17 protein-coding genes are annotated in these 19,171 nt (G+C 44.1%); 13 read left to right on the plus strand and 4 right to left on the minus strand.

The genetic code is table 11. From position 1 onward, the window contains the following. Positions 1-307: 307 nt before the first annotated feature. The 12 genes from petA to ACVBIO_RS18870 all read left to right on the plus strand — a co-directional run bounded on the left by petA (position 308) and on the right by ACVBIO_RS18870 (position 14,352). Complete coding sequence (gene petA, locus ACVBIO_RS18815) at positions 308-898, plus strand: ubiquinol-cytochrome c reductase iron-sulfur subunit (RefSeq protein WP_447162427.1); 591 nt, start codon at positions 308-310, stop codon at positions 896-898. Next, positions 898-2,112: a cytochrome b gene (locus tag ACVBIO_RS18820; RefSeq protein ID WP_447162426.1), complete on the plus strand. Its 1,215-nt coding sequence runs from the start codon at positions 898-900 to the stop codon at positions 2,110-2,112. The genes petA and ACVBIO_RS18820 overlap by 1 nt, the downstream gene beginning before the upstream one ends. Next, on the plus strand, positions 2,112-2,807 hold the full coding sequence (locus tag ACVBIO_RS18825; RefSeq protein ID WP_447162425.1) for a cytochrome c1: 696 nt from the start codon (positions 2,112-2,114) through the stop codon (positions 2,805-2,807). Before ACVBIO_RS18820 ends, ACVBIO_RS18825 begins: the two co-directional genes overlap by 1 nt. A 109-nt stretch (positions 2,808-2,916) precedes the next feature. After that, positions 2,917-3,546, plus strand: coding sequence for a stringent starvation protein SspA (gene sspA, locus ACVBIO_RS18830; RefSeq protein ID WP_012156731.1), 630 nt, complete (start codon positions 2,917-2,919; stop codon positions 3,544-3,546). After that, positions 3,546-4,004, plus strand: a complete 459-nt coding sequence (locus tag ACVBIO_RS18835; RefSeq protein ID WP_447162424.1) for a ClpXP protease specificity-enhancing factor — start codon at positions 3,546-3,548, stop codon at positions 4,002-4,004. Before sspA ends, ACVBIO_RS18835 begins: the two co-directional genes overlap by 1 nt. 215 nt (positions 4,005-4,219) lie before the next feature. Beyond that, a complete protein-coding gene (locus ACVBIO_RS18840; protein ID WP_447162423.1) occupies positions 4,220-4,792 on the plus strand; it encodes an anthranilate synthase component II in 573 nt (190 codons plus the stop codon). A gap of 253 nt (positions 4,793-5,045) precedes the next feature. Continuing rightward, the gene (locus ACVBIO_RS18845) at positions 5,046-7,541 is read left to right on the plus strand and encodes a prolyl oligopeptidase family serine peptidase (protein WP_447170234.1); all 2,496 of its coding nucleotides are present in this window, start codon (positions 5,046-5,048) and stop codon (positions 7,539-7,541) included. Between the two features lie 161 nt (positions 7,542-7,702). Then, entirely contained in the window at positions 7,703-8,845 is a 1,143-nt protein-coding gene (locus ACVBIO_RS18850) for an HDOD domain-containing protein (RefSeq protein WP_447170233.1), read from the plus strand. 670 nt (positions 8,846-9,515) lie between these two features. Then, positions 9,516-10,733: an aspartate aminotransferase family protein gene (locus tag ACVBIO_RS18855; protein ID WP_447162420.1), complete on the plus strand. Its 1,218-nt coding sequence runs from the start codon at positions 9,516-9,518 to the stop codon at positions 10,731-10,733. 133 nt (positions 10,734-10,866) lie between these two features. Beyond that, positions 10,867-11,886, plus strand: coding sequence for an arginine N-succinyltransferase (gene astA, locus ACVBIO_RS18860; protein WP_447162419.1), 1,020 nt, complete (start codon positions 10,867-10,869; stop codon positions 11,884-11,886). Between the two features lie 9 nt (positions 11,887-11,895). Then, entirely contained in the window at positions 11,896-13,356 is a 1,461-nt protein-coding gene (gene astD, locus ACVBIO_RS18865; RefSeq protein WP_447162418.1) for a succinylglutamate-semialdehyde dehydrogenase, read from the plus strand. A 195-nt stretch (positions 13,357-13,551) separates the two neighbouring features. Further along, on the plus strand, positions 13,552-14,352 hold the full coding sequence (locus tag ACVBIO_RS18870; protein ID WP_447162417.1) for a 2-oxoadipate dioxygenase/decarboxylase family protein: 801 nt from the start codon (positions 13,552-13,554) through the stop codon (positions 14,350-14,352). Between the two features lie 300 nt (positions 14,353-14,652). Here the strand turns inward: ACVBIO_RS18870 and ACVBIO_RS18875 are convergent, their stop codons facing one another. The 4 genes from ACVBIO_RS18875 to crp all read right to left on the minus strand — a co-directional run bounded on the left by ACVBIO_RS18875 (position 14,653) and on the right by crp (position 17,812). Continuing rightward, positions 14,653-15,978, minus strand: a complete 1,326-nt coding sequence (locus ACVBIO_RS18875) for an ATP-binding protein (RefSeq protein WP_447162416.1) — start codon at positions 15,976-15,978, stop codon at positions 14,653-14,655. Continuing rightward, positions 15,975-16,649, minus strand: a complete 675-nt coding sequence (locus ACVBIO_RS18880) for a response regulator transcription factor (protein ID WP_447162415.1) — start codon at positions 16,647-16,649, stop codon at positions 15,975-15,977. The genes ACVBIO_RS18875 and ACVBIO_RS18880 overlap by 4 nt, the downstream gene beginning before the upstream one ends. Before the next feature lie 109 nt (positions 16,650-16,758). Further along, entirely contained in the window at positions 16,759-17,094 is a 336-nt protein-coding gene (locus ACVBIO_RS18885) for a PepSY domain-containing protein (RefSeq protein WP_447173205.1), read from the minus strand. An 82-nt stretch (positions 17,095-17,176) separates the two neighbouring features. Then, positions 17,177-17,812, minus strand: a complete 636-nt coding sequence (crp, locus tag ACVBIO_RS18890; protein ID WP_012156707.1) for a cAMP-activated global transcriptional regulator CRP — start codon at positions 17,810-17,812, stop codon at positions 17,177-17,179. Positions 17,813-18,260: 448 nt separating this feature from the next. Here crp and ACVBIO_RS18895 point away from each other — a divergent pair, with 448 nt between their 5' ends. Next, on the plus strand, positions 18,261-19,043 hold the full coding sequence (locus tag ACVBIO_RS18895) for a tetratricopeptide repeat protein (RefSeq protein WP_447162413.1): 783 nt from the start codon (positions 18,261-18,263) through the stop codon (positions 19,041-19,043). Positions 19,044-19,171: the final 128 nt, after the last annotated feature.

Raw genomic sequence — 19,171 nt, forward strand, 5'->3', positions numbered from 1 at the left:
TCATCTTATAGTCTGCAAAAATTCATTAATATGACTTAAGTTACTAATTTAGTAGACAATGAATGAAATGTTTTTGAATGTTCTGCTACAAGAAATGAGCATTTTTGTTGGTGCTGATGCGTGCTTTTTATGCAGAAGTAGCACGAAAAGCAACATAGTTAACTAAGTTGAGTGTTTTAACTATGATCTGCTTCTAATTTTTGGCTATAATGAGCCCCGCCTCAAGTTTAGATTTGAATTTCGGTTTAAATCAGCTTTGAAGAAGATAGATAAAACAAAAATTCCAACACTCTCTGGAGACAAGTGGATGAGCAATGCGCCAGTCAATACCGGACGCCGCAGATTTCTGACCGCAGCCACCGCCGTAGTCGGTGGTGCTGGTGCCGCTGCTGTAGCGGTTCCGTTTATAAAGTCATGGAATCCGAGTGCCAAAGCGAAAGCAGCAGGTGCGCCGGTAGAAGTAAACATAAGTAAAGTAGAGCCAGGTCAACTTATTCGAGTTGAGTGGCGCGGTAAGCCTGTTTGGGTTGTTCGTCGTACGCAGGAGATCTTAGATGGTCTACCAGCAATCGATGCTCAGCTTCGCGATCCAGACTCTGTTGAACCACAGCAGCCTGCATATGCGCAGAACCCTGAGCGTTCAATTAAGGCCGAGTATTTCATAGCCGTTGGCCTATGTACTCATCTTGGTTGTTCTCCAACTTACCTACCTGACACGTTTGGTGAACAAGTTGAAGGCGTAGCCTCTGGCTTCTTCTGTCCTTGTCACGGTTCTAAGTTTGATATGGCTGGTCGTGTATTCCAAGGTGTACCAGCGCCATTGAACCTAGTTATCCCTCCACATCAATATATTGATGATAGCACCGTGATTATCGGTGTTGATACAGGAGCTGCGTAATGGTTAAGAATCTTATCAACTGGATTGATGAACGCATTCCTATGACCGCGACGTATAACCGTCATGTTGGTCAATATGCGACACCAACCAACTTTAACTTCTGGTACTTTTTTGGCTCACTAGCCATGTTAGTACTAGTTAACCAGTTACTAACTGGTATCTGGTTAACAATGAACTACGTACCAACTGCTGAAGGTGCGTTTGCCTCGATTGAATACATCATGCGTGATGTTGAGTACGGTTGGTTGCTGAGATATATGCACTCCACCGGTGCTTCAGCCTTCTTTGTGGTTATCTATCTTCATATGTTCCGTGGCCTTATCTACGGTTCATACCAGAAGCCTAGAGAGCTACTGTGGCTATTCGGTATGCTTATCTTCCTTGTGTTGATGGCAGAAGCCTTTATGGGTTACTTACTTCCTTGGGGACAAATGTCTTACTGGGGAGCACAGGTAATTATCTCATTGTTTGGTGCAATCCCTGTTATTGGTGATGACCTAACATTGTGGATCCGTGGTGACTTTGTTGTCTCTGGCGCAACCCTTAACCGTTTCTTCGCATTGCACGTTATTGCATTGCCGCTCGTGCTTGTTGTATTGGTGTTTTTACACCTTATTGCACTGCATGAAGTGGGTTCTAACAACCCAGACGGTATTGAGATTAAGAAGAACAAAGATGAGAATGGCTGGCCAAAAGATGGTATTCCATTCCACCCGTACTACACAGTTAAAGACATTATGGGCGTCGCTGGCTTCCTAATCGTCTTCTGTTATGTGCTGTTCTTTATGCCTGAAGGTGGCGGTTACTTCCTTGAGAAGCCGAACTTTGAAGCGGCAAATCCAATGAAGACGCCTGAGCATATTGCACCGGTTTGGTATTTCACACCGTTCTACGCAATCTTGCGTGCAATCCCTGACAAGTTAATGGGTGTTATCGGCATGGGCTTAGCCATTGCGGTACTGTTCATCTTGCCATGGTTAGACCGTTGTAGTGTTAAGTCTATTCGCTACCGTAGCATGGCTCACAAGCTGAACATCAGTCAGTTTGCTGTTTCGTTCGTAGTATTGGGTTACTTAGGTGCAGTTCCTGCTACTCCAGCCCTGACGATTGCGGCGCGTATCTTTACTGTGACTTACTTTGGCTTCTTCTTACTACTTTGGATTTACAGTAAGAATGAAAAGACTAAGCCTGTACCAGAGAGGTTGACACACTAATGAAAAAATTATTAATCGCATTAGTTGCATTGGTCCCGACATTGGCAGTTGCTGCCGGTGGCGGAGCACCTCTAGAGAAAGCTAACATCGACTTAAATGACCAAGCGTCGTTGCAACGTGGACTGGCTCTATTCCAAGAGAATTGCGCAGGTTGTCATAGCACTCAGTATCAGCGTTATGATCGTGTAGCGACAGATCTAGGTGTTCCAATCGATGAGATGCGTGCTCAATACCTGCCTGAAGGTGCCAAGATTGGTGAGTTGATGGAGAACGCCATCCCTGATGCTGATGCATCTAAGTGGTTCGGTGCTTCACCACCAGACTTAACTTTGGTTGCCCGAGTACGTGGTGAAGATTGGATTTATTCATACCTACATGGTTTTTATAAAGATGAAAGCCGTCCATTTGGTGTCAATAATACTATTTTTCCACTAGTTGGTATGCCACACGTACTTGAAGACCTTCAAGGTCTTCCGGTTAAACAAGAAGATGGAACACTAGTTGCTACCGGTGGTGCCTTAACAGCTGAAGAGTACGATCAAGTGGTTCGTGATATCACAGGCTATTTGGTTTACTCCGGTGACCCAGTCAAACTAGAGCGTGAAAGACTAGGTTGGTGGGTGATGGGCTTCCTGTTCATATTCTTTATTGTGGCCTACCTCTTAAAGAAAGAGTACTGGAAAGATGTACACTAACCCCAAATAAAGGTTAGAATGTATTATCCGCAAATTGTAAACGGGGAGCCTTGCTCCTCGTTTGCGTTTGCATTTTTTGCTTTTTATTTGTGAATCCCGGAGGGTATCAATGGCTGTTGCTGCCAACAAACGCTCAATCATGACCCTGTATTCAGGTGCAGACGACCTTTATAGTCATCAGGTACGTATCGTACTAGCTGAAAAAGGTGTAACCGTTGATGTTCTACAGGTAGATCCTAATGAGATCCCTGAAGACTTGATCGAGCTTAACCCGTACAACACAGTGCCAACTTTGGTAGACAGAGAGCTAGTGCTTTATAACTCTCGTATCATTATGGAATACCTAGATGAGCGTTTTCCTCATCCTCCATTAATGCCTGTTTATCCGGTTTCACGTGGTCAAACTCGCCTTTGGATGCACCGCATCGAAGAAGATTGGTATGCACTTGTAGAACGTATCAGAAAGGGTGACCGTGCTGATGCTGCGCGCAAAGAGCTACAAGAAGGCCTAACGGCTATTGCACCTATCTTTGGTGAAGTGCCTTACTTCATGAGCGAAGAGTTTGGTCTAGCTGATTGCTATCTTGGCCCACTATTGTGGCGTCTTCCAGTACTAGGTATCGAACTTGATAGCCGTACTGCTAAAGATATCAAAGCTTACATGACACGTTTATTTGATCGTGAATCATTCAAAGCTTCTTTGACTGAGACTGAGCGCGAAATGCGCATGGGTATCTAATGAAAGAGCTAACCCCGAATCGTCCATACTTGCTGCGGGCTTATTATGATTGGTTGATGGATAACCAGTTAACGCCCCATGTTGTTGTTGATGCTTACGTGCCAGGCACGCAAGTACCACAGCAATATGTTAAAGATGGTCAAATTGTACTTAATATTACCGACAGTGCTGTAGGTGGCCTACAGATCACGAATGAGTTTATTGAGTTCAGTGCGCGTTTTGGCGGTGTTCCTCAGCAAGTACTATTGCCTATGGCTTCTATTGTCGCTATCTATGCCCGTGAAAATGGTGCAGGTACGGTCTTCGAAATCGAAGAAGCGTATCAATTAGATGATGATATGGAAGACACCGGCCTTTCTGTCGTGAAAGAACCTGTTGTTGAAACGAGCGAGCCAGAGACCGAAACTGTAGAGGCTAAAGAGCCAAAACGACGCGGTCATTTAACCTTGGTAAAGTAAGTTTCCAGTGTTTTAAAAAGCCAGTCTATAGACTGGCTTTTTTGTATCTACATTATTGTTAGTTTGCAGGCTATATTGTGTAGATGATAACGCACTCGCTCTGTGGTAGCATCTGCGCCCAAATCATCCACATTTTGTTTTATTGTGACTCTAGAGCGGCTTAACGGCTTTGGCTTAAGGCAATAAAACCAGCAATATAGGTTCTTGGATCTTTTATGATCTTAATGATCGACAATTACGACTCATTTACTTTTAATTTGGTGCAGTATTTCCAGCAGCTTGGGCAAGAGATCTTAGTTAAGCGTAATGATGAAATCACGATTGATGAGATCGAGTCTTTAGCGCCCAGCCATATTGTGATTTCTCCAGGACCATGTACGCCGAACGAGGCGGGATTATCGCTGTCGATCATTGAGCATTTTGCTGGCCAGTTACCTATTCTTGGGGTTTGTTTAGGGCATCAAGCGATAGCGCAAGTTTTTGGTGCTAATGTCATCAGGGCTAAGCGAGTGATGCACGGTAAAACCAGTGCCATAGCTCATACCGATAGCGGCTTATTTAGTGGCTTGAATAATCCACTTACCGTGACTCGCTACCATTCCTTACTGGTAGACGCTATTCCCGATGGCTTTGTTATGGACGCGTGGTTTGATGATCCTGTTCATGGCCGCGAGATCATGGCGATGAGCCAGCCTACGAAGAAGATCTATGGGGTGCAGTTCCATCCAGAGTCAATTTTGACGCAGCAAGGTCATGAGCTGTTATCGAACTTCATCAAAATAAGTTAACTCAACGGGTTGATAAAGCCTCTTAAATACTTTAGCTGACTGCTTTAAGCATAGGCTGGCCACCATAAAGTGTATGCGCCTAATTTTCACTCAGCATCTTTCTAGTTCTTACTGCTTGTCTCTTTGCTTAGACGTTATCGATATCCCCTATACGACCACTAACTGTTACAAATTTAACTATTTTTTCAGACAAGTCCGTTGCGAAAGTGTGGTATAAAAGTCGGCAAAAATACCAATAATAATAGGGATGGATATGAAAAGCGTCATTCGTCATGTCGGCTTTAGTGCACTTTCACTGGCAGTATTAGCAGGTTGTAGTGCAACCACGGTTTCTCCTGAGCAAGCTCAAGTCGCGGCTCAAAGTACAAGTCAAACAACTCAAGTTGCCTTATCGGCGCCTCCTCAAGTCGATCAGGCATTGACCTTAAACCAAATCATGGCTAATCCTGATTGGATGGGGCTATTTGCTAAAGGTGCTTATTGGAGTGATGACGGTCAGTCTATCTACTTTGCCAGACAAGCCCACGGCGCCCCGACTAAAACCTATTATCAGCAAGGCATCAATGGCACGGTGGCAAGCGAATTAGCGTTAAATCAGCTGCATAGCGCCGATCAACGCCGTGGCGTGCTCAATAATGACAAGACGCGTAAAGCCTATATCTACCAAGGCAACTTGTTCGTTAAAGATCTAAACAGCGGCAAGGTGGCTCAACTTACTCGTCAAAACACCGCTATTGATGGTGTGCGCTTTTTAAATAATGGCGATATTGCTTATTGGCAGGGTGATAACATTTTCAAAATTCACCAAAATTCAGGTTTGGTTGAAGAGATTGCCAATATCAAGATGGCGGTCGAACCTAAAGGCGTACAACAACCATCAAGCTATATTGCTAAGCAACAACACAGACTTATCCAGTATGTAGCGATGCAGCAAGATAACGCTACAGCGAAACAAGACTATAAGGCTGAGCTTGCTAAAGCCGATCCGACGATGTCGGCAAAGACTTGGTATTTAGGCGATAAAGAGGTCGTGACCAATTTAAGCCTGTCACCCGATGGACGCTATGTGATTGTTGCGCTAAAAGATAAAGATTATAGCTGGCGTGGTGAGCATGACATTATGCCCAATTACCTAGGTAAAGACGGTTATGTTGATGCAGTGCCTGCACGTGCGCGCGTTGCTGAAGATAACAATCCAGGTGAGCGACTAGTACTGTTAGATCTTGATACTCACGCTAAGAAAGACATAAGCATCGAAGGTCTAACAGGCTATGACGAGGATGTACTTGCTGCGGTAAAAGCTGAGAATGCTAAAGCCAAAGGTGAGAGCTACAAGAGTGAGAAATCACCACGTAACTTGCAACTGATGCAAGATTGGGGCTGGGCACAAAGCGCTATTCAGTGGTCTGAATCAGGCGGTAACGTGGCTGTGATGCTTGAAGCTGTCGACAATAAAGACCGCTGGATAGCAACAGTAAATCTAGATAAAGCTAGCTTAACGACCCAGCACCGCCTGCACGATGATGCCTGGGTTAACTACAATTTTAATCAGTATGGCTGGTTACCAAATAGCGATAACCTGTATTACCTATCCGAAGAGACTGGTTTTTCACATATTTACCTTAAGCAGCAAGGTAAAAAAGCCAAAGCGTTAACTCAAGGTCAATTTGTTGTTAGTGATATCACCTTAGGCCCTAAAGCGCAGTTTATCTACTACAAGGCAAATAAGACCCATCCTGGTATCGATAACGTTTACCGTGTTGAAATAGCCACAGGTAAAGATGAGCCGTTAACCGAGTGGCAAGGCCAGCTTGATTACACTCTAAGCCCAGATGGCACTGCACTGCTACTAAACGCATCGACGCGTATTAAGCCTGCTGAGCTATTTGTGCAGCCTATTGGTGGCGAGCTTAAACAGTTAACCGATTACACCAGCGATGATTTTAAAAATTACGCATGGCAGGCGCCAGAAGTCGTTGCAGTGCCATCGACCCACGGTGCTGGTGATGTTTACGCGCGGGTTTACCTACCTCAGGGTTACAGTCAAGACAATGCAGACAAGTATCCTGCGGTGATCTTTAACCACGGTGCTGGTTACCTGCAAAATGCTCACTATGGTTTCTCTGGTTACTTTAGAGAGTTCATGTTCCATAACTTACTCGCTCAACAAGGCTACGTGGTGATGGACATGGATTACCGTGGTTCTAAAGGATATGGACGTGATTGGCGCACGGCGGTTTACCGTCAAATGGGCACGCCAGAAGTTGAAGATCTTAAAGATGGTGTTAACTGGATGGCGGCTAACGTCAATGTTGATGCGGGTAAGGTTGGCACTTATGGTGGTTCTTACGGTGGTTTCTTAACATTTATGGCGTTATTTAATGAGCCTGAGTTATTCCAAGCGGGAGCTGCTCTGCGCCCTGTGACCGACTGGGCACATTATAACGCGCCATACACATCAAACATTTTAAATACGCCAGATGTCGATCCTATCGCTTATGAGCGTAGCTCGCCAATTGAACATGCACAGGGATTACAAAAACCATTGCTTATTATGAGTGGCGTATTGGATGACAACGTGTTTTTTCAAGATAGCGTGCGTCTAGTGCAGCGTTTGATTGAGCTTGAAAAGCCGATGTTTGAAACGGCGATTTATCCGGTGGAGCCACATGGCTTCCGTCAGCCATCGAGTTGGTTGGATGAATACCGCCGTATCCACAAGCTATTTGAGCAAGAACTTAAAAAATAGCTTTGAATTTAGTGCTTAAGCTAAAGGCTCCCATAGGGAGCCTTTTTGCTTTGATTAATTCGTCCAGAAGGTGGGTTCTGTATTTTTTATCCGTCAGCTTTAGCAAAACTTATGTTTAATGGGTAGACTGGTAGCAATAGTTATAGGGAGCATGTTTATCAGTGGCAATTTCGGTCGCAGGTGGGGTTAAGCCTGCACAAATCATAGAGATAGAACATCGACTACTAAAGCAGTTGATCGTCGGTCGGGGTAAGTCTATTAGCATGGACGATGAGCCTAATGCCGATCTAGAAGATGATGCCAATAAACTAGAGATTGAACGTGAGGCCATCCGTGAAAGGTTAGCTAAGCAGAATCAAGCCAAGGCCATCTTTGAGGCTGTCTCTACGCAATTGCTAAGCAGTGTGAATAACAGCATTGAGCATCAACTCTCGTCACCGGAGCAGGTACTTAAGCAGTCAAAGCTAGATGATAAACAGATCATCTTGCTAGAGTTGCTCTATTCAGATCAGGTTGACTTAGCGCGTATTCGACCATTGGTCACCGCTCTACCTTGGCTTGAGCGTGACTTAGTGAATATGGTTAACAGTTCCACCTTTAGGCACCGTAGGCCTAAGTCTTCTGATGTGCAGGTAACCGATGTTAAGTTGGTGCTTAACTATATTGGGATTGAAAACCTCCAGGCATTAGTACCTTATTTTTGCCTTAGAAATTTAATGCCTACAGGGCAACCGCAGATGCTGTGGTTGACTCGAAAATTTTGGCGTTACAGTATCGTAGCCGCTATTGCTGCCCAAGCTTTAGCTGCCATACACCAAAAAGCCCCAGCCTTTATTTATAGTTGTAGCTTAATGAGCCAACTGGGTGCCACTTGTGTGATTAATCAATGTGCAACGACATTTGATGACATGTGGGGGACGTGGCTTAGAGAGGCGAGCGCAAGCCGAGATAAAGAGCTCTATGATGCGGTGATGGCAACAGAGTTTCCTGCAAGTGATGTGTACCAGCAAGTCTTAAGTCATGGTCGGACGCTTAATTGGCAACTCCTTAGCTTACTTAAGTTTGATGAGAGCCGCTTGACCAAAACCTTTAAGTCGATCGATACAAGCCTTAAATACGCAGAACTTGATGAAGACTCGGCGTTAATAGAACGCGCTAATTGCTACGCCAAAGTCTATTTACTAAAAGAAGTAGACAATATTAGCGCTGCAGAATGCCGATTAATGTTTGATTATTACCAGCTCTCGCAGCAAGAACAGATCCGTTTGGATGCGCAAAACTTCCGTAAGCTTACCCTGTTTTAAGCTGGCCATTGTGCCATGCCTTAATTAAATCGAGTGAATAAACCTGTTTTGAGGTTCGCTTTCTATTCGCTTTTAGCCGAGTTAATAGATTAACCTTTCCACTTTGTGTAAAAAACTTGTTTGAAATCGATTATTGTTACAGCATGTCTGGTTGAATTTTAAACTAAGTGGCAATGCTTGTTATTTGGCTTTTTGAGCCTTTTATGTGCACTTTATGCAATATTGAGCAGACGCAACATGACCCGGTTTGAGTCGCTATAAATGGTATACAATATTGGTTGACTTGTAAGGCCTGAAATTTATCGATTTAAACGGGTGTTTTATCAGTGGTTATCTATATAAACCTTAACTAATTAGAACTGAATGCGGCCATTAGTTATTCATTAACTGTGAATAACTAATGGAATTGGGTGCTAGATAACTTTTTTATGACTATTTATGCTTAAAGCCCCGCTATATCTGCTTTGTTAATTCTAAAACTCAAATCTTTATGCAGTGTTTACGCTCTTCCTCCTCTTGATGATTGTTAAAAACTGGTATTTTGATCACATTTTCGCTAATAATGTCCTTCTAGCTAAACAAACAATCGCCATGTCACCAACAAAAGATAAAGACATTGAGCGGAATACGACCAGCTAATAAGGTCGATAATGACAAAGGATGAGAAGGAATGAGCGTAACTATGAATCTTACACGTGCCCAATTTGATGAAGTTATGGTGCCTAACTATGCGCCTTCAGCGGTTATTCCAGTTCGTGGCGAAGGTAGCCGAGTTTGGGATCAAGAAGGTAAAGAGTACATCGACTTTGCTGGTGGTATTGCGGTTAACTGTTTAGGTCATTGTCATCCAGCTTTGGTTGGCGCGCTAAAGACTCAAAGCGAGAAGCTTTGGCATCTATCTAACGTAATGACTAACGAGCCTGCACTAGAGCTGGCGACTAAGCTAGTTGAAGCAACATTCGCCGATCGTGTTTATTTTGCTAACTCGGGCGCTGAAGCAAACGAAGCTGCACTTAAGCTCGTTCGTCGTTATGCAATGGATAAGTTTGGCGCTGAAAAAGACCAAATTATCGCATTTGATAAAGCCTTCCACGGTCGTACTTTCTTCACTGTGAGTGTTGGTGGTCAAGCGGCTTACTCGGACGGTTTTGGTCCTAAGCCACAGAGCATTACTCATGTACCATTTAATGATATTGAAGCATTAGAAGCGGTATTTTCAGATAAAACGTGTGCAGTAATGATGGAGCCATTGCAGGGTGAAGGCGGCATTATTGATGCTGATCCTGAATTTTTAAAAGCGGTTCGTGCACTTTGTGATAAGCATAATGCATTGTTAGTTTTTGACGAAGTTCAAACAGGTGTGGGTCGTCTAGGTGAGTTATATGCTTATATGCGTGGCGATGTAGTACCTGATGTGCTGACAACAGCAAAAGCGCTTGGTGGTGGTTTCCCAATTGCAGCCATGCTAACGACTAAAGAGATCGCTGATCACCTTAAGATTGGTACTCACGGTTCTACCTATGGCGGTAACCCGCTAGCTTGTGCAGTGGGCAATGCAGTGATGGATGTGGTTAATACTCCAGAAGTACTGAACGGCGTAAAACACCGTGAACAACTATTACGCGATGGCTTGAAGAAGATTAACGACAAGTACGATGTATTCTCTGAAATCCGTGGCCAAGGTCTATTGATTGGTGCGGTGGTTAACAATAAGTACCAAGGGCGCGCTAAAGAATTCTTAGTTGCCGCTATTAACGAAGGCGTTATGAGCCTAGTTGCTGGTGCAAATGTTGTTCGCTTTACGCCTTCTTTAGTGATCCCAGAAGCCGATATTGCGGAAGGTCTAGCGCGTTTTGAACGTGCTGTAGCTAAAGTTGTCGAAGCCTAAAAGGCATACGGAGTGTTATCAATGATAACGCTCCTTTTTTGTCTTTAGGATAACTTGAACGTTTCTTGAGCTGTGCTTGTCAAATATTGATAAGGCTGACAGATACGACAAGTGATAGCGAGGAGACTCCTAGATGCTAGTTATACGTCCAATCCGATCGACTGACTTTAAAGCGCTATATCAAATAGCTGAAGAGTCAGGGCATGGATTCACATCTCTACCGGTAAATGAAGCACTACTCCGCAGAAAAATTGCTCGAGTAGAAGAATCATTTACTAAGCAGATCGATAAACCTTTCGATGAAGGTTACTTGATGGTACTAGAAGATACCGAAACCGGTGAGGTTGTGGGTACTTGTGGTATTGAGGCTGCGGTAGGTATGGTCGATGCTTTTTACCATTATCGATTAGGGACAGAGGTTTACCACTCTGAGCAAATCGATGTACGTAATGAGGTCGAAACCTTAACCCTTTGCCACGATTACACTGGCGCAGCCGAGCTTTGTACACTTTTCCTACGTGGAAGCTACCGTAAAAATAATAACGGCCGCATGCTTTCAAGAAGTCGCTTTCTGTTTCTTGCTCAGCACGCTGAGCGCTTTGGTGAAACGGTTATTGCAGAGATGCGTGGTGAGAGTGACGAAGATGGTAACTCACCTTTTTATGGCTGGCTGCAAGAGCACTTCTTAGGGATCGATTTTGTGCAGGCCGACTATCTTTCAGGCTTAAGCCAAAAAGCATTTATGGCAGAAATGATGCCTAAGAATGCGGTTTACGTATGTTTATTGCCAAAAGAAGCGCAAAAGGTCATTGGTGAAGTTCATGCCAATACTCGTCCAGCACTTAACCTGCTGCAAGCGGAAGGTTTTAGGTGCCGTGGTTATGTTGATATTTTTGATGGTGGCCCGACAGTTGAATGCCATATAAATGATATTCGCTCGGTACGTGAAAGTCGTTTACTAACCATTACCATAGGTGACACGCCAGTCGGTGCTGCAAGCTATATCGTTTCAAATACCCAATTAGCCGATTATCGGGCTACAGCTGCTAATTTAGTTGTAGTCGAAGACAGCGATGACGTGATCTTAGATGCACAAACTGCAGCAGCCCTTATGGTTGCAGATGGTGAGCAGATCCGTGTATTGCCAATGTAGGAATAGAAAATGACACAATTTATTGAAGGTAAGTGGGTTGCAGGTTTAGGTCACGAAGTGACATCTATTAATCCTGCCAACCAAGAAGTAATTTGGAATAGTAAAACTGCCACACCAGAGCAGGTATCTCAAGCTGTTGATGCCGCACGTAACGTGCAATTTGACTGGTTTATGCTTGGCTTTGATGCACGCCTAGCCATTGTTGAAGCTTATCGCGATCAACTTGAAGCTCACAAAGCCGAAATGGCTGAAGTGATTGCACAAGAAACCGGTAAGCCACAGTGGGAAACTGCGACAGAAGCAGGCGCAATGATCGGCAAGATCGGCCTTTCAGTTGCTGCTTACCATAAGCGTACTGGTACATCTGAAAACGATACACCTGCAGGCCGTGCGGTATTACGCCATAAGCCACATGGTGTAGTTGCGGTATTTGGGCCCTATAACTTCCCTGGCCATCTACCAAATGGTCACATAGTACCTGCGCTGCTTGCGGGTAATACCGTGGTGTTTAAGCCATCAGAACTGACGCCAAAAGTCGCTGAGCTGATGCTTAAGCTATGGGAAAAAGCCGGTTTGCCAGCGGGTGTGATTAACCTCGTTCAAGGCGAAGTCGAAACCGGCAAGGCGCTCGCAGCTCATCCACAAATTGATGGTCTGTTCTTTACCGGTAGCTCGCGCACTGGCCATATCTTGCATCAGCAGTATGCTGGCGATCCTGGCAAGATCTTAGCACTAGAGATGGGCGGTAATAACCCGCTTATCATCAAAGATGTCGCCGACACTAAAGCCGCTGTTCACGACATCATTCAGTCTGCCTATATCTCAGCAGGCCAACGTTGTACCTGTGCACGTCGTCTTTATGTTGAAAAAGGTGCGGCAGGTGACGAATTGCTTGAGCAACTTGTTGCGGCGATAAAGCAGATCAAAGTAGGGCCATGGAACGCACAGCCACAGCCGTTCATGGGGTCGATGATTTCTGAGACTGCTGCAAAAGGCATGGTCAGCGCACAGCGTAACTTGATTAACTTAGGTGGTAACTCTCTGGTTGAGTTGACTCATATCGAATCGGGGACAGGCCTTGTTTCTCCTGGTTTGATTGATGTCACCGATGTGATTGAGCTGCCAGATGAAGAGTATTTTGGCCCACTATTGCAAGTCGTACGTTATAGCGATTTTGATGAAGCTATCAAGCTCGCTAACGCGACTCGCTATGGTCTTTCGGCTGGCATTTTAGCTGATAGCCGTGAAGATTATGACTACTTCCTTGCACGTATTCGTGCTGGTATTGTTAACTGGAATAAGCAGATCACCGGCGCTTCGGGCGCGGCACCATTTGGTGGTGTTGGTGCATCGGGTAACCACAGAGCGAGTGCGTTCTATGCCGCAGATTATTGTGCCTACCCAGTAGCGTCAGTTGAGGCCGATGCGGTCAGTCTGCCCGCAACATTGAGTCCAGGTTTGAGTCTTTAAACTCAAGTCGCAAATTCAAAGGGGAAGCGCTCGGGGCGCTTCCCCTTTGTTTATATCAGGCCTCTTGCTAAGAGAGTTGATATGACAAAACAGATATGACAACAAGTAAGCACCATCCCTAAAATGTGTACCGCCGCGTGATCTAAACCAACTAACTAAATAAACAGGTCAACACGCAGGCGTAAGGAGCTAATAATGCACACGAATGTAAACACACTATTTGAAGCGCTTTGGCAAGACTATATCGACATGACGCCCTCGGCAGCGAAAGTTCATCAGCTATTGTCTAAAGGCGGGGCGATAATTAACGATCATATTGCGCTGCGTACTTTTAATATTGCCAAGGTTAATCTTGAAGTATTGTCTGCACATTTCGAGTCTATCGGCTATGTAGCTTGTGGCGATTACAAATTTGAAGCCAAGAAGCTCAACGCTAAGCATTTTGAACATCCTGACAGTACACAGCCAAAAGTATTTATTTCTGAATTGTTAGTTGAAGAGTTTAGCGATGAACTGCAAGCGACGGTTAATGGCTTAATTGAGCAGATTGATAAGGATGCAACCACAGCCGACAACTTCTTGTACTCAGGCCGTCACTGGCAGCTTGATACTAAGACTTATGAAGCGCTATTAGCTGAGAGTGAATACGCTGCCTGGGTTGCTGCATTTGGTTATCGTGCTAACCATTTCACGGTATCGATTAATTATCTACCAGGTTATGAAACCATATTTGAAGTTAACGATGCTTTAAAAGCCGCAGGCTTTGTATTGAATGCATCGGGTGGTGAAGTAAAGGGCAGTCCAGAGGTATTACTGGAGCAGTCATCGACGATGGCAGATAGGATCCCTGTTAGCTTCTCTGACGCAGTGATTGACATTCCTAGCTGTTTTTATGAGTTTGCTTTACGTTATCCCAAAGCCGACGGGGAGCTTTACACAGGCTTTGTAGCAGCTTCTGCGGACAAGATTTTTGAAAGTACTAATGTTAATGGCTAGGCGTTAATCACTAGTTGTTAATGGCTAAGTGTTAGTTGCTAACTGTAAAACCCAATGCAAATGGTTAGCTCAACGCGCCAGCCTAAATTAACTCTTTAACATGCTGCATAAAAAACCGGACGCGAGTCCGGTTATTTTATGGTTTTAGTACCTTGAATTTTAATTAAGCTTTATACCAATCAGTATAGAAGTTGATCTACTCAGAACGTTTTTTGGCAAACTAATTCAAGGCGAATAACTGAAAGAATGGTAGCTCCCTTGTGAAGTTGTTCAACGTAGAAGTAGGCAGTCAAATTGGTATTAGAAGAGCAAGGTGACTTTCAGCCCGGATAAGCTTTTACTGTGTTCAAACTTGAGTTCAATCTTGTATTGCTCTGCGATATCTTTAACAATCGACAAGCCTAAGCCGTGGCCCATCGTTGCCTCATCGAGACGTTTGCCCCTGTGGGTCAGTTGCGCTAGCTCTTCTGTTTTCACCCCTGGCCCATCATCTTCAATCGTCAATTTAAGCTGCTGATCTTGATAGCTAATACAGACTCTGATCTCTGAACTTGCCCATTTATAAGCGTTATCCAGTAGATTGCCTAAAAGCTCCATACCGTCTTCACGATGCATAGGTAATCGGGTAATCGCGCTGGGAATGTCAAAGCGGCAGTGAATAGACTTAGTGCGGTGAACCTTATTAAGGGTTTGAGCCAAATCTTCAATATCTTTTGGTAGTTGCATCTGCGCCGCCGGAAGCATGTCGCCAGTGATCCGCGCCGCCGCAAGCTTACGCTCAATCATCTTATGGACTAAATCGAGCTGTTTTTGCATGGCTTCAGCCGCGTCAGGGTCTTTTAAATAAAGAGCCTCAACCTGTTGCTGCATAACCGCTAAGGGAGTTTTTAAACCGTGACTAAGATTCCCCAAATTATTGCGGCTACGTTCGATCTGCTTACTAGAATAGGCAAGCAGCTCATTATAGTTTTTGGCTAACGGCTGCAGCTCAAGTGGAATAGAGTTGAGATCGAATGAGGAAATCTCGCCTTCGCGTAATTTGGCTAAGGTGTCTTTCATCTGGTTTACGGGTTTGAATGACTGTCGTAGCACCAGGAAAATACCGGTGATCATTGCTAGCAACATGGCCAGGTTGACGATAAGTTTTGTGCCGTAGACTTCAGAAAAAATCTTGCGACCGATACTTAAGTCCTGAGCCACCGTAAGTGTGGCGCTAAGACCTGATGTATCAGATTTTAGACCGATAGAGAGTAGCTGGATATCGTGATTTTGCGGTCCTTTAGTCTGCCAGGCACGGGTTTCTCCTTTTTCAAGATCCACCACTTCGAGTCGCTGATCCCATAAAGAACGTGATCTCAGTTCTTGCTCTGGCAGATCCAGTTGATAGTAACGGCCGGAATAAACAGGGCGATAGAAGCTAGATAGCTGATTTTCGTCGATGCTAAATGAGCTATCTTCAAGGTGGGTAGCGAGTAAGACTTGCTGTAAGTCCTCTTGCAATCTGGCAATGATAGAGTCGTGAAAAGCTTGGCGCAGCATGGACTCGAAAAAGATAATGCCGACAACGGTAGATATCACCACTAAGCCTGTTAACCACAGACTTAGCTTAGTGCGAATTGAGATCATTGAACGAGGCCGTGAAATATATACCCTTGTCCGCGACGAGTCTCAATGGCTGTTTTGCCAAGCTTTTTACGTAGATGAGTGACGTATACTTCAACGACATTACTCTCTTTCTCATCATCAAACTGGTAAAGCTTGTCGGTAAGCTGGGCCTTTGATAACAGTTTTTTCGGCGACATTAGGAAGATTTTTAATAACCTAAATTCCATGGCTGTCAGCTCAAATGTTTGCTCGCCCACAGTCACAGACTGCTGGCCTTCATCGAGTGTCACACCTGCATAGGTTAACTGCTTATTTGGCGTATTGGCTTTGCCATGAGCACGTTGGATCAGTGCTTGAATACGTACTAGCAGCTCTTGAGTATGAAAGGGCTTGCCTAGGTAATCGTCGGCACCAGAATTAAAGCCCTCTACTTTCTCGTGCCACTGGCTGCGAGCCGTTAGCATGATGACTGGGGTATGAATTCCTTGCTCACGCCAGGTTTCTAGTAGCTCCAAGCCGTTGCCATCGGGTAACCCAATATCTAGGATGACACAGTCATAATTTGTTTCTTTGATGAGGTAATCAGCTTCACTGACCTTGTCTGTCGTATCTGTAACATAACCGGCTTGTTTAAGCTGCTTAACAAGCTCTTCGACTAATAAGGTATTGTCTTCAACAAGAAGTAATTTCATAGAGTGCTCTCAATGGTGCGATCTTAAGTGACAGGCGGTTTACAGAGTTAATTCATGTTAACTCAAAAAGTGTCACATCAGTGCAATTAGATTTGATTTTTACGCCATATTACAGCTTTTCAGCGCTACAACTGGCAGGTAGTCGTACCGGTTGAGCGAGTTGGCCGTTGCTGGCGTCTAAGAGTAACTCTACCAGCTGACCTTTTTCTGTGCGAATTTGGATCTCGTAACGCCAGTTGCCTAGATGTTGGTATAAATGAGCATCAATAAGCCTGCCATTACATATGGCTTGAATACTGGAGAGGGTGACATCAAGAGACAGGATTTGACCACTATTAACTAAAGCTTGCGCCTCATAGTGTTGAACTTCAATTTTTTGATTAGCGACCGCTATAGGTAGGTGTAGTATCGCAGCCAAAAGGCATAAATAAAATGCTAATTTCAAGCTGAACTCCTAATAAAAAAATGGCCTGAGATAATCTCAGGCCACTTTATAGAAGCTGTCTTAAACCGAGCTTAATACTGGCTTATCGTGTTCCGTAAACCACAATAGTTTTACCATGTGCTTGGATAAGGTTTTGTTCTTCAAGCATTTTTAAGATACGGCCTACAGTCTCACGAGAACAACCAACGATTTGGCCGATCTCTTGACGAGTGATCTTAATTTGCATGCCATCTGGATGCGTCATAGCATCTGGCTGCTTTGCAAGGTGAAGTAATGTCTGTGCAATTCTTCCAGCAACATCTAGGAAGGCTAGGTCGCCCACTTTTTGGCTGGTGCTATGCAGACGGTAAGCCATCTGAGATGAAAGCTTCATCAAGATTTCTGGGTTAACTTGGATTAACTGCTTGAACTTCTTATAAGAAATTTCTGCAATTTCACAAGCTTGCTTAGCACGAACCCATGCAGTACGTTCAGCTTGTTCTTCAAACAAACCTAACTCACCGATAAAGTCGCCCTGGTTAAGGTAAGAAAGAATCATCTCTTTACCTTCTTCATCTTTAATCAAGACGGCTACAGAGCCTTTTACGATGTAATAAAGCGTATCAGAATCTTCACCAGCGTGGATCAAAGTACTTTTGGCTGGATATTTATGAATGTGACAGTGTGATAAAAACCATTCCAAAGTCGGATCTGGTTTTGGCTTTCCAATCAGAGCCATGCCTATGTTCCTCGGCTGATTTACATTAAAAGTAAGAATATGCTAATTAAGCATCTTACGTCAATTAAGTGATTAAAACCTTGATAGATGTCTTACTTTAGTTCGACTCAATGTTAGGTGAATAACCATTTAGATATAGGGTATTTTGATACATTAGTGATATATGTCAACTGATACCGCCACTAAGCTTGATTGTAGCGTTAACAATTAGGCTTGCATCACATCTTGTTACAACTACCGCGACCAAGGCAGGCACGGGCTTTGCAACTTGGTTTATTTATATGCAAAAACTTGAGCCTTATCAATAATAATGATTCTCATTAATGAGTGTGAGCTTTTTAGGCTCGACATTTGAGATTAATTCAGGCTAACTTGAGGGAAATTAGAATAAAACTACGAGTAGCTGTACCCAATATAACGTTACTTTGGTGAGTTGTAGGAGCCCTTCATGAATTATAGACCTTGGATTTTAAATACAGTAGTGGTCTTTTGTTTAGCGTTAAGCAATGGGGCGAGTGCGTTTTCTATTGTGCAACCTAAAGGTTCAGAAGAGGCCAGTCGTTTAGCACATATTCAATTAAAGGCGACCCAAGGCGACGCTGATGCCCAGTATTTGCTTGGGCTTATGTATCTATCTGGGCGCTATGTCGCAGCAGATCAAGCCTTAGGTATAAAGTGGGTCACAGACGCGGCGACATTAGGTCATGTAAAAGCGCAGCAGACCATGGCTGATTTGGCATTTGAAGGTAGCTTAATTAAGCGAGACTTATCGACTGCAGAGCAGTGGTATAGCGAGTTAAGCAAAAAAGGTAATAAGTGGGCTAACTTCAGACTTGGTTTTATTTATGCCGCGGGCGGTCAAGGGGTTGAGCGTAATTGTGGTAAAGCAGTAGAGCAGTTCAATGCCGTGGGCGATATGGCATCTCTTGGTAATGTCGCTTGGATTTTAGCAACCTGTCCAGAGTCGCAATACCGTAATGGTGATAAAGCGCTGGAGCTGTCGCTAGCGTTACTTGAGTCAAATGAGCAAGATCCAACCAACTTGGATAATCTTGCTGCGGCCTATGCTGAGATAGGTGATTTTGATGCTGCTATTTCTACTCAACAAAAAGCCATTAAAGCGCTAGATTTAAGTTCTGATCAAAGTAAAACCGCTGAATTTAAGCAGCGTTTAAAAATTTATCAAAACTATGAACCTTATCGTGAGGTGTTGCCGTTAATAGGTAATTAGCTATTACTGACTAGCAGTTGATAGCACTTATGAAATAAAAGCTCCTGAATAGGTAATGCCGATCATTTAGCAGTTTATTGATCGGTTGACCGATCTTTATAAGATGGCAAAATCCGAGTGTTTTTAAA

The organism is Shewanella sp. 0m-8, assembly GCF_052977265.1.

Excerpts from the sequence above, each read along its gene's own strand:
- ACVBIO_RS18845 (WP_447170234.1), top strand. The coding sequence starts at position 5,046 with ATGAAAAGCGTCATTCGTCATGTCGGCTTTAGTGCACTTTCACTGGCA.
- ACVBIO_RS18895 (WP_447162413.1), top strand. The coding sequence starts at position 18,261 with ATGAATTATAGACCTTGGATTTTAAATACAGTAGTGGTCTTTTGTTTA.
- crp (WP_012156707.1), bottom strand. The coding sequence starts at position 17,812 with ATGGCTCTGATTGGAAAGCCAAAACCAGATCCGACTTTGGAATGGTTT.
- ACVBIO_RS18825 (WP_447162425.1), top strand. The coding sequence starts at position 2,112 with ATGAAAAAATTATTAATCGCATTAGTTGCATTGGTCCCGACATTGGCA.
- ACVBIO_RS18840 (WP_447162423.1), top strand. The coding sequence starts at position 4,220 with ATGATCTTAATGATCGACAATTACGACTCATTTACTTTTAATTTGGTG.
- ACVBIO_RS18855 (WP_447162420.1), top strand. The coding sequence starts at position 9,516 with ATGAGCGTAACTATGAATCTTACACGTGCCCAATTTGATGAAGTTATG.
- ACVBIO_RS18870 (WP_447162417.1), top strand. The coding sequence starts at position 13,552 with ATGCACACGAATGTAAACACACTATTTGAAGCGCTTTGGCAAGACTAT.
- sspA (WP_012156731.1), top strand. The coding sequence starts at position 2,917 with ATGGCTGTTGCTGCCAACAAACGCTCAATCATGACCCTGTATTCAGGT.
- ACVBIO_RS18875 (WP_447162416.1), bottom strand. The coding sequence starts at position 15,978 with ATGATCTCAATTCGCACTAAGCTAAGTCTGTGGTTAACAGGCTTAGTG.
- ACVBIO_RS18880 (WP_447162415.1), bottom strand. The coding sequence starts at position 16,649 with ATGAAATTACTTCTTGTTGAAGACAATACCTTATTAGTCGAAGAGCTT.
- astD (WP_447162418.1), top strand. The coding sequence starts at position 11,896 with ATGACACAATTTATTGAAGGTAAGTGGGTTGCAGGTTTAGGTCACGAA.
- ACVBIO_RS18820 (WP_447162426.1), top strand. The coding sequence starts at position 898 with ATGGTTAAGAATCTTATCAACTGGATTGATGAACGCATTCCTATGACC.
- petA (WP_447162427.1), top strand. The coding sequence starts at position 308 with ATGAGCAATGCGCCAGTCAATACCGGACGCCGCAGATTTCTGACCGCA.
- astA (WP_447162419.1), top strand. The coding sequence starts at position 10,867 with ATGCTAGTTATACGTCCAATCCGATCGACTGACTTTAAAGCGCTATAT.
- ACVBIO_RS18835 (WP_447162424.1), top strand. The coding sequence starts at position 3,546 with ATGAAAGAGCTAACCCCGAATCGTCCATACTTGCTGCGGGCTTATTAT.